A 13,010-nucleotide genomic window follows, 5' to 3' on the forward strand; every position below is an offset into this window, starting at 1 on the left:
ACCGGATCTTCGGGTCCTGGTGTGGCGCTTCCTTGGCTGTCCGGCCGTCTGCAGAGCGAAACGGGCTCCCGGCGTAAGCAGTACCTACGACTCTCTGTCCGTACCGGAGCCCTTTCCCACATGACGAGCAGCACCGAGATCACCGCCACCACTCCGCAGGTTGCGGTCAACGACATCGGTGACGAGGAAGCATTCCTCGCCGCTATCGACGAGACGATCAAGTACTTCAACGATGGTGACATCGTCGACGGCGTCATCGTCAAGGTTGACCGGGACGAGGTTCTCCTCGACATCGGTTACAAGACCGAAGGTGTCATCCCGAGCCGTGAGCTCTCGATCAAGCACGACGTCGACCCCAACGAGGTCGTCAAGGTCGGCGACGAGATCGAAGCCCTTGTTCTCCAGAAGGAGGACAAAGAAGGCCGCCTGATCCTCTCGAAGAAGCGCGCCCAGTACGAGCGCGCCTGGGGCACCATCGAGAAGATCAAGGAAGAGGACGGCATCGTCACCGGTACCGTCATCGAGGTTGTCAAGGGTGGTCTCATCCTCGACATCGGCCTCCGTGGCTTCCTGCCGGCCTCCCTCGTCGAGATGCGTCGAGTCCGCGACCTCCAGCCCTACGTGGGCAAGGAGCTCGAGGCGAAGATCATCGAGCTGGACAAGAACCGCAACAACGTGGTTCTGTCCCGCCGCGCCTGGCTCGAGCAGACCCAGTCCGAGGTGCGCCAGACGTTCCTCACGACCCTGCAGAAGGGTCAGGTCCGCTCCGGCGTCGTCTCCTCGATCGTCAACTTCGGTGCCTTCGTGGACCTGGGTGGCGTCGACGGTCTCGTGCACGTCTCCGAGCTCTCCTGGAAGCACATCGACCACCCCTCCGAGGTTGTCGAGGTCGGCCAGGAAGTCACCGTCGAGGTCCTCGACGTCGACATGGACCGCGAGCGTGTCTCCCTGTCGCTGAAGGCGACGCAGGAAGACCCGTGGCAGCAGTTCGCCCGGACGCACCAGATCGGTCAGGTCGTCCCGGGTAAGGTCACGAAGCTCGTTCCGTTCGGTGCGTTCGTCCGCGTGGACGAGGGCATCGAGGGTCTGGTCCACATCTCCGAGCTGGCCGAGCGCCACGTGGAGATCCCGGAGCAGGTCGTCCAGGTCAACGACGAGATCTTCGTCAAGGTCATCGACATCGACCTCGAGCGCCGCCGCATCAGCCTCTCGCTGAAGCAGGCCAACGAGTCCTTCGGTTCCGACCCGGCCTCGGTCGAGTTCGACCCGACGCTCTACGGCATGGCCGCGTCGTACGACGACCAGGGCAACTACATCTACCCCGAGGGCTTCGACCCCGAGACCAACGACTGGCTCGAGGGCTTCGAATCCCAGCGCGAGGTGTGGGAGAACCAGTACGCCGAGGCGCAGCAGCGCTTCGAGCAGCACCAGGCTCAGGTCATCAAGTCCCGCGAGGCCGACGCTCAGGCCGAGGCCGAGGGCACCAGCACGACGGGTGCGGCTCCGGCCGCCTCCGGTGGTGGCGGCGGCTCGTACTCCTCGGAGTCGGACGACACGTCCGGCGCCCTGGCGTCGGACGAGGCTCTTGCGGCGCTCCGCGAGAAGCTGGCCGGTGGCCAGAGCTGATCGCAGCCGCTGAGGCTTAGCAGCTAGCTGAGGGCCCGCACCTTTTGAGGTGCGGGCCCTCAGTCTTGTGTGCGGCCGGTTGCCGTTCGGCTGAGGGTCGTATGTGGCCGGGTGCACAGTTCCCCGTGCTCCTTGGTGAGTTGGCTTTGCCGTTGGTCAGAACCGCGCGGGATGCGACTCCAACTGGTGGGTCCTGAGCGGCCGTTGTTCCATGGGCGCGTGCTGTCCACCTGACGACCGTGTCATCGCGGACCTGTAAGTCGTACCTGTGAGCGGGGTGCGGGCGGGAATGACCGTGTCGCGTGCGGCGTTGTGGAGTATGAACACGAGGAGGAGCGGTCACAGTGCTTGATCCGCAGGGTTTGTACGCATGGGAGCCGAAAGGCCTGGCCGTCGTCGACATGGCATTGGCGCAGGAGTCGGCCGGTCTTGTCATGCTCTACCACTTCGACGGATACATCGACGCAGGCGAGACCGGCGACCAGATCGTCGACCGGCTGCTCGACACGCTGCCCCACCAGGTGGTGGCCCGCTTCGATCACGACCGGCTCGTGGACTACCGAGCGCGCCGCCCCCTGCTGACGTTCAAGCGCGACCGCTGGACGGACTACGAGGTGCCGACGCTCGATGTGCGGCTCGTCCAGGACGCCACGGGAGCGCCCTTCCTGCTGCTGTCCGGACCCGAGCCGGACGTCGAGTGGGAGCGTTTCGCGGTGGCCGTCCAGCAGATCGTCGAGCGCCTCGGTGTACGCCTTTCCGTGAACTTCCACGGCATCCCCATGGGCGTACCGCACACGCGCCCCGTGGGTCTCACGCCGCACGGCAACCGAAACGAACTGGTGCCGGGACACCGCAGCCCCTTCGAGGAGGCACAGGTCCCCGGCAGCGCGGAGTCGCTCGTCGAGTACCGCCTCATGGAGGCCGGCCACGACGTCCTGGGCGTCGCCGCGCACGTCCCGCACTACATCGCGCGCTCGCCGTACCCGGACGCCGCACTGACCGTCCTGGAGGCCGTCACGGCGGCCACCGGCCTGGTCCTGCCCGGCATCGCGCACGCACTGCGCACGGACGCCCACCGCACCCAGACGGAGATCGACCGCCAGATCCAGGAGGGCGACGAGGACCTCGTGGCCCTGGTCCAGGGCCTTGAACACCAGTACGACGCGGCTGCGGGTGCCGAGAGCCGGGGCAACATGCTCGCCGAGCCGGTCGACATCCCGTCCGCCGACGAGATCGGGCTGGAGTTCGAGCGGTTCCTCGCAGAGCGGGAGGGCGAGGGCTGAGCCTCCAGGGGCTGGGCCCTCGGCGGCGCCCTGTCGCAGACACTGTCAGTGGCAGGCCCTAAGCTTCCCGGCATGCTGACAGTGGGCCTGACCGGTGGCATCGGGGCCGGCAAGAGCGAGGTGTCGCGGCTGTTCGTCGCCCGGGGTGCGGTCCTGATCGACGCAGACCGCATCGCACGCGAGGTCGTCGCCCCGGGGACCGAGGGTCTCGCGGCGGTGGTCGACGCCTTCGGTACGGAGGTGCTCGCCGAGGGAGGCGGCCTGGACCGGCCCAAGCTGGGCTCGATCGTCTTCGCCGACCCGGAGAAGCTCGCCGTACTCAACTCGATCGTGCACCCCCTGGTGGGCATCCGTTCGCGCGCCCTCGAAGCCGCCGCGGACGATGACGCTGTCGTGATCCACGACGTACCGCTGCTCGCGGAGAACGGCCTCAAGTCGCTGTACGACCTCGTGATCGTCGTCGACGCGAGCCCTGAGACCCAGCTCGACCGGCTGGTCCGGCTGCGCGGCATGACCGAACACGACGCACGCGCGCGTATGGCCGCCCAGGCCACCCGCGAGAAGCGCCTGGAGATCGCGGACGTCGTCATCGACAACGACGTACCTCTGGACGAGCTGGAACTGCGCGTAACGGACGTATGGGCTGACCTCGTACGCAGAGCGCGGGCATCGGGGGAATAGCACTGCTGTGTCCGGGCGTTGAACCGGCGCAGCCAGGGAAGGAGTCAGCCGTGCCCGAGACCAGCGGATGGACCGGACGTACTCCGGAGACGCATGTCATCGACTTCCGCGCGGCCGAGCGACTGCTCGCCGCGCGCGATCCCCGTGGCGCGGTGAAACTGCTCGACCCCGTGATCGCCGCGCACCCCGAGAACACGGCCGCCCGACTGCTGCGCGCGCGTGCCTTCTTCGCCGCCGCCCAACTGCGCCCAGCCGAGCTGGAGTTCACGATCGTCCTGGAGCGCGAGCCGGACAACGCGTTCGCGCACTACGCGCTCGCCCGCACCTATGAGCGTCAGCGCCGCCCCGAGCAGGCCACGCGCCACTTCCGGCTGGCGGCGGCGCTCGACCCGAACCCGCGCTATCTGGAAGCGGCGCGCTTCGACGACTCGCAGTCCTGAGGGTCCGGCAGCGGCAGGCTCGCCTCATGCGGGTGCACACGCGTGTACGTGTGGGTTCACGGGCCGCGCTGCTCCGGTGGCAGGTACGGCGGGACGTCGGGGCCCGGCTGGTAGTGCGGGCCCTGCCGGATGTGCCGGAGGATCATGGTCAGGTCGACCGTGACGACCAGCCACAGGACTCCGCAGGCAACCGCCCACCCGGGGCGCCCGGCGAGGGCGAACGCGGCCGTCCCGGCGATCGACCAGACCAGCCCCCACACGCTCAGCCACAGGCGCGCCCGCAGGGCACTGCGCGCTGTCATCGGCTCACTGCCTGTACGCATCAGGACCACTACTCCTTCCTGAAACGTACTCTTCGCTCCGGACGTTCACCAAGGGCCGACGGGCGGGCCGTCGGCTGCCGAGACGACCGGGGAGAACCACACCGTGCTACCGGATGCCGACGACCTTCCCGAGATCCTGCTCGACCTGGCCGTACCCCATGAGGACATCAACGAACTGGTCGCACTGCGAGGGCTGTTGATCCGCGACCCCGGCGCGATGCGGCTTCTTGAGGAGTGCGTCGAGGGGCTGGTGCGGGACATGGGGGAGATCGGCGGAGCGGCGCCCTGGCCCGGCGAACGGATCGCGGACCTGCTCACCGGGCAGACTGCGGGCGGAGAGCCGGGGGCGCTGGGCCGGTACTTCGCCGTGTACGTGTTCGTCGCGGCGCTCCCGTACGTATGCGCCCACCACGACGCCCTCGGGGTCCCGCCCGAGGTGTCCCGCCATACGCTCGCCGACCTCGGGCGGAACATGGCGGTGTACCGCAGGAGGCACGGCCAAGGCGGCGTACAGGCTCCGGGATGGCTCGCGCTGCACTTCCACGGGGAGCTGTTCCAGCTGGGGCGGCTGCAGTTCCAGCGGGCACGTGTGGGGGAGCGGAGGGTGAAGTTGCTCGCCGACACCGGTCTGGCCCTCGACGCCCACGCGATGTGTCTCAGCCTGCACATCCCCGACTTTCACGGGCCACTGTCCCCGGCCGCCTGCGACCGGTCCCTGGCGCTGGCCATGGACTTCTTCGCGCGGCACTTTCCGGGGGAGCGGTACACGGCCGGGGTCTGTCACTCCTGGCTGCTGGATCCACAGCTGAAGCGGTATCTGGGGGCGGATTCCAATATCGTCCGCTTCCAGGAACGCTTCCGGCTCGCGGGGAAGGCGGGCGAGCCGGCCGACACCGAACCCGTCCAGTTCGTGTTCGGGAATCCGGACCTGCCGATGGCCGATCTGCCCCGGCGGACCACGGTGGAACGGGCTGTCGGGGACCATCTGCGGGCGGGCGGTCACTGGTACATCGGGCACGGATGGTTCCCGCTTCCGACGGTTTGACTCGAACGGGTGAAGAGGCTGAGGGCGGGAACGGCTGTGCGGGTGCGGGCCGTTGTGCGGGCATGAAGCTGGAAATGCGAGAAGGATATGAAGGCACGGGTCCCGGTGCGATCACCCCGGACGGCTGCGCGGTCGAGCTCTACTCGCGGATGCCGATCGGGAACGAGCCGGACATCATCGCCGCGGCGGTGCCCGCAGGCGCCAACATCCTGGAGCTCGGCAGTGGCGTCGGACGCATGACCCACCCGCTCTTAGAACGCGGCTTCACGGTCACGGCGGTGGACGAGTCGGCCGAGATGCTGGAGCGCGTCCGGGGAGCGCGCACGATATGCAGCCCCATCGAGGACCTTGACCTGGGCGAGAAGTTCGACGTGGTGATGCTCGCGTCGTTCCTCGTGCACGCTGGGGACGCCGAGGTGCGGCGGGGGCTGCTGCGTACCTGCGCCCGGCATGTCGTGGAGGGCGGCCAGGTGTTGATCCAGCGCGAGGGCGCGGACTACCACACGAACGTGCCCCGTGAGCGGGTCGGCCCGAGCGGCTCCACGATACGACTGGTGTCGTCGGAGCCGGTCGGCGACGGCGTCAACTCGGTGCGCGCGGAGTACGAGTTCCCGGACGCGGTATGGACCCAGACCTTCCTGGCCCGGCCGTTGACCCAGGAGCAGTTCGAGGAGGCTCTTGGGGAAGCGGGACTGAAGGTGGACCGGTATCTGACGGAGGACGGGGTCTGGGTGAGGGCGGTGAGTGGGTAGGGGAAGCGTGTAGCGAACCGGGATACGTGGGCGAGGGGATTCTGAAGGATGAGCGGCATAGTGGTGGCGGTCAGCAGCAACGGCACGTACTCGTTCAGCAAGCCGAACCGGGACAGCGTCAGACTGCTGGCCGGGCTGGGGGTGGAGGGGGACGTGCACTCCGGGACGACCGTCAAGCATCGCTCGCGCATGGCCCAGGACCCCACGCGGCCTAATCTGCGCCAGGTGCACCTCGTGCACGAGGAGCTCTTCGCCGAGGTCGGTGAGCAGGGGTTCGAGGTGGCGCCCGGAGAACTCGGCGAGAACATCACCACCCGGGGTATCGATCTGCTCGCGCTTCCGGTCGGCACCCTGCTGCACATCGGTGACGACGTCGTGCTGACGGTGACCGGCCTGCGCAATCCCTGTCTGCAGATCGACAACTTCCAGGACGGCCTGCTGAAGCGGGTGGTCGGACGGGACGACGCCGGGAACGTCGTCCGAAAGGCCGGAATCATGAGCATCGTGACGGAGGGAGGTGAGGTGCGCCCCGGAGACACGGTCAAGGCCGAGTTGCCCAGCGGGCCGCACCAGGCTCTGGGACCGGTCTGAGAAGTACCGCCGGGCGGCGATGAGTTCTGGGGCGGCGGTCGGTCTATCTCTGTGAAAGCAACGCGAACCGCTTCACACAGGAGACCTCCATGTCCGAGACCACCGCTCCCGTCACGCCCCTTACTTCCGCCGCCTCCACCCCTCCTGGCACTGCTGCCAGGTCCGTGTCCGCACGTGGGCGGCGCGCCTGGATCGCGCTGCGGGCGCTTCAGGTGGTGCTGGCACTCTTCTACGGGTTCGCGAGCGCGCTGCCCAAGCTGATCGCGCACCCGTCGGCCGCCGAGTCCTTCGACAAGTTGGGCTGGGGCAGTGCGGGCATGTACACCATCGGGCTGCTCGAACTGGCCGGAGCCGTCGCGTTGCTGATCCCGGTGCTGCAGTCGGTGGCCGCGATGGCGCTGGGCGCGCTGATGGTCGGCGCGTTCGTCGTGCAGGTCGCCGTCTTCGACGGGCAGTACGCGGCGACACCGCTGATCCTCATGGTGCCGCTCACCCTTATCGCCTGGGCCCGCCGAGGGCACAACGCGGATCTGCTGCGGCTGGTGCGGCGACGGGCGTGAAGGTGCCTGCATACGGCTGGTGCGGCGTCCGACCGGGTCGCGGGGACCTGGTCGGACGCCGTGCCGCGTACGAAGGGCCGTGCGGTGTCACGTCCTGAGGGTCCGCCCCGTGGGGAGGGGAGGGGCCCTGGAGGTCCTTACGAGGCGTCGTCGGGTCCGGTGACGCCTCGTAGGCGTTCCATCTCGCGGCGGTCGCGCTTGGTCGGGCGGCCCGTGCCGCGGTCGCGGATGCCCGCCGGGGCGACGGCCTCGCGGGGTGGTGGCGGCGGGCTGTTGTCGACGTAGCACTGGATGGCCACCGGGGCCCCGACCCGCTTGCGGATCACGCGCTTCACCACGACGATCCGTTCGTGACCGGCGTGGCGGATGCGTACCTCGTCGCCGACGCGCACGGCGTACGCGGGCTTCACTCGCTCGCCATTGACACGTACGTGGCCGCCTCGGCAGGCGGTCGCGCCCATGGAGCGGGTCTTCACCAGACGTACGGACCAGATCCAGCTGTCGATGCGGACGGTCTCGCCGCTAGCCGGACCGGCGGCGTCGGCCGCGGCCACCGCCGGGGAGGCCGGTGCCGTGTCGGCGGCGGTGCCGTCTTCGGTGTGCGCGCCGCCTTCGGTGTCCGGGCCCTCGGAAGCCCTGCCAGATGCCATGCCCTCGACCTTAGTACTCCGGATCGGGCGGACCGGGCGGGTTTTTCCGGTCCTCTACCGTGGACGCATGGACACAAGTGATCCGGCGGCCGGGCTGACCGGGCTCGACGAGCGGATCGCCGGGTGCCGGGTCTGCCCCCGGCTGGTCGCCTGGCGGGAGGAGGTCGCCCGTACCAAGCGGGCCGGCTTCGCCGACTGGGACTACTGGGGGCGGCCGGTGCCGGGGTTCGGGCCGGCGGATGCCCGGCTGCTGATCGTCGGACTGGCGCCCGCTGCCCACGGCGGGAACCGGACCGGGCGGATGTTCACCGGGGACCGCTCCGGAGATGTGCTGTACGCGGCGCTGCACGAGGTGGGGCTGGCGTCGCAGGCTGCGTCGGTGAGCGTCGACGACGGGCTCGAACTGTACGGCGTACGCATCACCTCGCCCGTGCACTGCGCCCCGCCCGCCAACAAACCGACGCCCGAGGAGCGGGACGCCTGCCGACCGTGGCTGGTGAGCGAGCTGGAGCTGCTCCGGCCGACACTGCGGGCCGTGGTGGTGCTCGGGGCGTTCGGCTGGCAGGCGACGCTGCCCGCCCTCGACGCGGCCGGCTGGAGCGTGCCGCGTCCGCGCCCCGCCTTCGCGCACGGGGCGCGGGTCACGCTCGGCGGCGGCCTGCGGCTCTTCGGGTGCTTCCACGTCAGCCAGCGCAACACCTTCACCGGCCGCCTCACGCCCGCGATGCTCCAGGACGTGCTGCGCGACGCGGCGAGCGCCGCCGGACTCCCCCATCAGCGGTGAGAGCAGTAGGGGTTAGAAATTGGTGCGACCGAACCGGCGCAGGCACGTTACGTTGCCCTGATGGGCCTGTATCCGGAGATCGAACCGTACGACCACGGCATGCTGGATGTCGGGGACGGCAACCACGTCTACTGGGAAGTCTGCGGGAATCCGCAGGGCAAGCCGGCGGTGGTGCTGCACGGTGGGCCGGGGTCGGGGGTGAGCGCGCACTCCCGGCGGTACTTCGATCCTGCCGCCTACCGGATCGTGCTGCTCGATCAGCGCGGGGCCGGGCGTTCGACGCCGCATGCGAGCGTGTACGACACCGATATGAGTGTCAACACGACGGGCCACATCCTGGCCGATCTCGAGCTGCTGAGGCGGCACTTGGGGATCGAGCGGTGGCTGGTGTGGGGGGTGTCGTGGGGTTCGGTGCTCGGGCTGCGGTACGCGCAGACGCATCCGGAGGTCGTGTCCGAGCTGGTGCTCACCGCGGTCGCGACCGGTTCCGACGCCGAAGTGGCCCTGCTGACCAGGGGACTGGGGAACTTGTTCCCCGAGGCGTTCGAGACGTTCCGAGCCGGGGTGCCCGAGGGCGAACAGGACGGGAACCTGGCCGCCGCGTACAACCGGCTGCTGGAGTCGCCCGACCCCGAGGTGCGAGAGCGTGCCGCGCGGGCGTGGACCGACTGGGAGACGGCCATGCTCCCGGCGCCGCCCCGTTCCGTACCGCGCTACGAGGACCCGGTGTTCCGCATGGGCTTCGCCCGGACCGTCACCCACTACTGGGGCGACGACCACTTCCTGGGCGAGGGGAACGAGGGCGCGCACGGCGTCGTACTGCGTGACGCGCACCGGCTCAAGAACATCCCCGGCACCCTCGTCCAGGGCAGCCTCGACCCCGGTAACCTGCTCGGCACGGTCTGGCGGCTCCATCACGCCTGGCCAGGCAGCGAGTTGATCGTCGTCGACGAGGTCGGGCACAACGCGGGAGCGCCGGGCATGGTGGACGAGCTGGTGGCGGCCACGGACCGGTACGCCGGCCGCGGCTGAGCCGGCTGTCGGCTGGTGCTGTGACCGCGTAGGTTCGCCGGGTTGGGTCAGGCTGCCGTTTTGAGAGGGCGTCCGCCCCAGTGGATGCCTTTCTCGCTTCGGATACGGGTGCGTCCCTTGCGTCCCTTGCGTTCGGCGGCCAGGACGTCGCGGTGGCGGCCGTTGGCGTTGTGCCACCGCAGGTAGGCGTGCAGGGCCCGGGTCTGCACGGTGTGGTGGGGGTGGTTTGAGTTTGTGATGGTGAACTGCCTGACACGCTGTCCATGATCACGTAGATCGGTGCGCCGTCGGGCCGGGCGGCGCGGATCGATTTCAGCGTGGCCCGGATTGCAGGTGGCCGACATCATCGTCCGCCGAATCCAACCGTCACGAGGACGAGGGTTCCGCCCGCAGGTTCAGCCAAGGAGACACCGGCGCATGAAGCGGCAGCAAGTGAACAGATTGTTTACAACACTTAGTTGACATTAAGTCGTGCGCATATCATCCTCATCTCATGCCTTCGACTCCTGATCAGCACACCGATCCCTTCACGCCTCCGCAGCCGGAGCAGGCGCGAGCACACCGCGTCTACGCGTCCCTGTTTCGCATCGCCGAGCGACACGCGACCACTGACAAGCAACGCCACCGGCAGGTTCATCCTTCGGTCATCGGGCCGCATGAGGCCGTCAGGCTTGTGTCGTTCCTGCTCAGCGGAGCCGCACAGCCCGATGACGGCGAACCGGAGGTGGACCACGCTGATATCACCGCGGCATTGAGCCTCGTCCCACTGGTTCGCGGGGAGATGGACGAATTGGAAACCGGACTCCTCCAGATGGCACGGGGCCGCGGCATGACCTGGCAGGAGATCGCTTTCGGACTCGGGCTTGGCACTCCGCAAGCCGCCAGGCAGCGGTACGAACGACTGGCCAGCCGCGCCACAGCCGACACGGACAGCTCGGAGTAGAAGGAACTCCGTGGGTTCTCGTTGGGGACGCCCCGGCGGATGAGTCCCACCCCGCCACACTCAGGACCAGGGCGACCCTCGGCCGACCGATACGAGCGGCATCCTCAAGCCCAGCCAGTCGCTCAGCGGCGAACTTCCCACGCCGCTTCCTCACCGTCGGCACCGTCGCGCCGATCACTGCCGCCACACGCGCATTCGGCGCACCGTCCGCACACGCCTTTCAACAGCGCGAGGACCCGGCGACATGAAACAGGCTGACGACTTAGCCCCGAAATTTCTGGCGCATCCGACTAGCGACGACGGGCGCGGGTGCGTTCGCCCGCGGATTGCACGAACTGGAGTTCCAGCGTGGGCGGGGGAGGGGCGACGCCCGGGCCGCCCGCCTCCGCCCAGCGGAGTATCTCGTCGGTGCAGTCGTCGCCCATCGACCAGCCGATCCACACGGCTTTCCCGCCACGCCTGCGGCCCTCGCCCGACGGCTGTACGACGATGACGTTCGCCTGGTCGCATGGGCCGAGGCAGTCCGCCGTGCGGACCGCGAGGCGGCCGGCGGAGGCCGTGGCCGCCGCGCGCAGCCGCTCCAACTGCCAGTCGTGGTCGTAGCCGGGGTACTTACGCGGGTCGCCGCAACAGCAGCCACGGCAGACGACCAGAGTGCAGGGGCGGGTGCGGGCGGCGCCGATCACCGTACGGGCGCTCACAGCTCACCCTCCAGGCGGTTGCCGACCGCGGCCAGGACACGGTCGAAACGCTGGGCCGGCTCGCGTTCGACCAGCCGGTCGCCGGGTCCCGGTCAGCCCGCGATGGTTTCCTCCCACAGAGCCGCCAGGGCCCGCTCGCGCACCGCTCCGAGCGGTTCGATCTTCGTCATGGGCCCATCTTCGCCGACCCGGGGGTGATTACGGAGCCCTGGCTGCCATCCCTCAGTCGCCGTCGTCGCCGACACCGGGTTCGGCATCCTCGACCTCGGCGACGGCCGGCGGACCTAGGAGGCCGAGCGGGCGGTGGGGGAGAAGCCGGGGTAGCGGTGATCGGCAGGGTGGGCACGGCCGTCAAGTCGGCGGAGTCGCTGGTCTCGGCGACAGGCACTACGTCGTGGACACCTGCCGCAACGGCAACGGGCTTACACCCCGTCGTACGCCCTCGAACTCGCCGGCAACGCACGGTCGTGAGTCTGGGCCGGCCCTGCTGGATCCTTATGTGTGGTTCGGCTGCCAGACGTAGCGCACATCCGGCTCCCGCTCCTCGTTTCCGCTGCCGTCCGTGTGCTCGACGGCGACGAAGCCGTGGCGTTCGTAGAAGCGGTGGGCGGGTTTGTTGACCTGAAAGGTCCACAGGGTCAGTCCACCTGGGCTGTGCTCCTTCGCGAGGGCGATGCAAAGGTCACCGATGCCGCGCCCACGCCAGTCCGGGAGCAGGTACAGCTGGGACACCTCGTCACCGGCGAGCACCAGCACGCCGACGATCTCGCCCTCGTACGACGCCTCCGCGACCCAGGTCTCGCGGTGGGGCACCACCACGTTCCGGAAGTAGTCGCGGACCTCGTCGTCGGATCGTGGCCAGGTGACGGTCGACAGGGCGACGGCTCTGGACCGCAGCAGCACGTCGGCCGCGGAGTCGGCATCGTCGGCCGTCGCACGGCGGAGGGTGATCTTCGGGGCGGGGGATGAGAGGGTCACGGGGGCGGAGCCTGTCAGAAGGCCGTACCGAACGCACCTGGATTTACTGGATTCCAGGGCGTCCGGCAGGCTCAGCGTCTGCTTCGGAATCCGTCTCCGTGTCCGCCTCCGGGATGGCGGCCGTCGCCGTGATCTCCACCAGCTGCCCCGGGTAACCGAGACAGGCCACTCCGATGAGGGTCGACGAGTGAGGTCCGGCAGACAGGCCGGACGCCTCGACGACCTCCCAGACGGCGGACAGAACCTCGGGCTCACCGCTCACGACGTACACGTCGGTCGACAGGACATGCGCGAAGTCACTGCCCACCGCCCGGAGTTGCTCGCCCAGGTTGACGATCACCTGCCCTGCCTGCCGTACGGGATCGCCCACGCCGACGATCCGCCCCTGCGCGTCCAGTGGCACAGAACCGGCGAGAAACGCGAGACGCGTGCCCGCCTCGACGACGGAGGCGTGGGAATAGGTGGGCGGCGGGAACAGACCGGGGACGGTGACGCGCTTGAGCATGGCGGGCTCCTGGAAAGGGGAGAGATGGAACGGCGGATCGGGTGTGGGGCGGCCTGGGTCGCCCGCAGGACCACCCGCCGATCATGCGGAGTGCCGGGTGGCGGGCGCACCCGGAT

General features: G+C 69.1%; 16 protein-coding genes and 1 pseudogene. 11 read left to right on the forward strand and 6 right to left on the reverse strand.

Features of this window, described 5'->3' with window-relative positions; genetic code table 11:
• Positions 1–120 precede the first annotated feature (120 nt).
• The 4 genes from rpsA (at position 121) to OG734_RS37035 (ending at position 4,030) form a co-directional block, all read left to right on the forward strand.
• Complete coding sequence (rpsA, locus tag OG734_RS37020; RefSeq protein WP_006381002.1) at positions 121–1,626, forward strand: 30S ribosomal protein S1; 1,506 nt, start codon at positions 121–123, stop codon at positions 1,624–1,626.
• 344 nt (positions 1,627–1,970) lie between these two features.
• A complete protein-coding gene (locus OG734_RS37025; RefSeq protein WP_330291787.1) occupies positions 1,971–2,909 on the forward strand; it encodes a PAC2 family protein in 939 nt (312 codons plus the stop codon).
• A gap of 72 nt (positions 2,910–2,981) precedes the next feature.
• Positions 2,982–3,590, forward strand: a complete 609-nt coding sequence (gene coaE, locus OG734_RS37030) for a dephospho-CoA kinase (RefSeq protein WP_330291788.1) — start codon at positions 2,982–2,984, stop codon at positions 3,588–3,590.
• Positions 3,591–3,640: 50 nt separating this feature from the next.
• Positions 3,641–4,030, forward strand: a complete 390-nt coding sequence (locus OG734_RS37035) for a tetratricopeptide repeat protein (protein WP_330291789.1) — start codon at positions 3,641–3,643, stop codon at positions 4,028–4,030.
• 56 nt (positions 4,031–4,086) lie between these two features.
• Here OG734_RS37035 and OG734_RS37040 read toward each other — a convergent pair whose 3' ends face one another.
• Positions 4,087–4,353: a DUF6343 family protein gene (locus tag OG734_RS37040; RefSeq protein ID WP_330291790.1), complete on the reverse strand. Its 267-nt coding sequence runs from the start codon at positions 4,351–4,353 to the stop codon at positions 4,087–4,089.
• Positions 4,354–4,456: 103 nt separating this feature from the next.
• Here OG734_RS37040 and OG734_RS37045 point away from each other — a divergent pair, with 103 nt between their 5' ends.
• The 4 genes from OG734_RS37045 to OG734_RS37060 all read left to right on the forward strand — a co-directional run bounded on the left by OG734_RS37045 (position 4,457) and on the right by OG734_RS37060 (position 7,301).
• Positions 4,457–5,398, forward strand: coding sequence for an acyltransferase domain-containing protein (locus OG734_RS37045; RefSeq protein ID WP_330291791.1), 942 nt, complete (start codon positions 4,457–4,459; stop codon positions 5,396–5,398).
• 74 nt (positions 5,399–5,472) lie between these two features.
• Entirely contained in the window at positions 5,473–6,150 is a 678-nt protein-coding gene (locus tag OG734_RS37050; protein WP_330291792.1) for a class I SAM-dependent methyltransferase, read from the forward strand.
• Positions 6,151–6,198: 48 nt separating this feature from the next.
• Positions 6,199–6,741: an MOSC domain-containing protein gene (locus tag OG734_RS37055; RefSeq protein ID WP_330291793.1), complete on the forward strand. Its 543-nt coding sequence runs from the start codon at positions 6,199–6,201 to the stop codon at positions 6,739–6,741.
• Positions 6,742–6,830: 89 nt separating this feature from the next.
• Positions 6,831–7,301, forward strand: coding sequence for a DoxX family protein (locus OG734_RS37060; protein WP_330291794.1), 471 nt, complete (start codon positions 6,831–6,833; stop codon positions 7,299–7,301).
• Positions 7,302–7,438: 137 nt separating this feature from the next.
• Here OG734_RS37060 and OG734_RS37065 read toward each other — a convergent pair whose 3' ends face one another.
• Entirely contained in the window at positions 7,439–7,951 is a 513-nt protein-coding gene (locus tag OG734_RS37065; protein WP_330291795.1) for an RNA-binding S4 domain-containing protein, read from the reverse strand.
• A 67-nt stretch (positions 7,952–8,018) separates the two neighbouring features.
• On the opposite strand from OG734_RS37065, the gene OG734_RS37070 reads away from it, so the two are divergent.
• Together OG734_RS37070 and pip are read left to right on the forward strand one after the other, a co-directional pair.
• Positions 8,019–8,735 (forward strand): uracil-DNA glycosylase, encoded by a 717-nt coding sequence (locus OG734_RS37070; protein WP_330291796.1) that lies wholly within the window; start codon positions 8,019–8,021, stop codon positions 8,733–8,735.
• Between the two features lie 60 nt (positions 8,736–8,795).
• Positions 8,796–9,767, forward strand: coding sequence for a prolyl aminopeptidase (gene pip, locus OG734_RS37075; protein ID WP_330291797.1), 972 nt, complete (start codon positions 8,796–8,798; stop codon positions 9,765–9,767).
• Between the two features lie 47 nt (positions 9,768–9,814).
• On the opposite strand, the pseudogene OG734_RS37080 reads toward pip, so the two are convergent.
• Positions 9,815–10,089: pseudogene (locus OG734_RS37080) on the reverse strand (IS630 family transposase); the annotation flags it as partial.
• A 171-nt stretch (positions 10,090–10,260) separates the two neighbouring features.
• Between OG734_RS37080 and OG734_RS37085 the strand changes: the two are divergent.
• Positions 10,261–10,710, forward strand: a complete 450-nt coding sequence (locus OG734_RS37085) for a DNA-binding protein (protein ID WP_330291798.1) — start codon at positions 10,261–10,263, stop codon at positions 10,708–10,710.
• A gap of 290 nt (positions 10,711–11,000) precedes the next feature.
• Here the strand turns inward: OG734_RS37085 and OG734_RS37090 are convergent, their stop codons facing one another.
• The 3 genes from OG734_RS37090 to OG734_RS37100 form a co-directional block, all read right to left on the reverse strand.
• The gene (locus OG734_RS37090) at positions 11,001–11,411 is read right to left on the reverse strand and encodes a (2Fe-2S) ferredoxin domain-containing protein (RefSeq protein WP_330291799.1); all 411 of its coding nucleotides are present in this window, start codon (positions 11,409–11,411) and stop codon (positions 11,001–11,003) included.
• A 495-nt stretch (positions 11,412–11,906) separates the two neighbouring features.
• A complete protein-coding gene (locus OG734_RS37095) occupies positions 11,907–12,389 on the reverse strand; it encodes a GNAT family N-acetyltransferase (protein ID WP_330291800.1) in 483 nt (160 codons plus the stop codon).
• Positions 12,390–12,432: 43 nt separating this feature from the next.
• Positions 12,433–12,894: a RidA family protein gene (locus OG734_RS37100; protein ID WP_330291801.1), complete on the reverse strand. Its 462-nt coding sequence runs from the start codon at positions 12,892–12,894 to the stop codon at positions 12,433–12,435.
• Positions 12,895–13,010: the final 116 nt, after the last annotated feature.

It is taken from the genome of Streptomyces sp. NBC_00576, from assembly GCF_036345175.1.
In the GTDB taxonomy this organism is placed as follows: Bacteria; Actinomycetota; Actinomycetes; order Streptomycetales; family Streptomycetaceae; genus Streptomyces.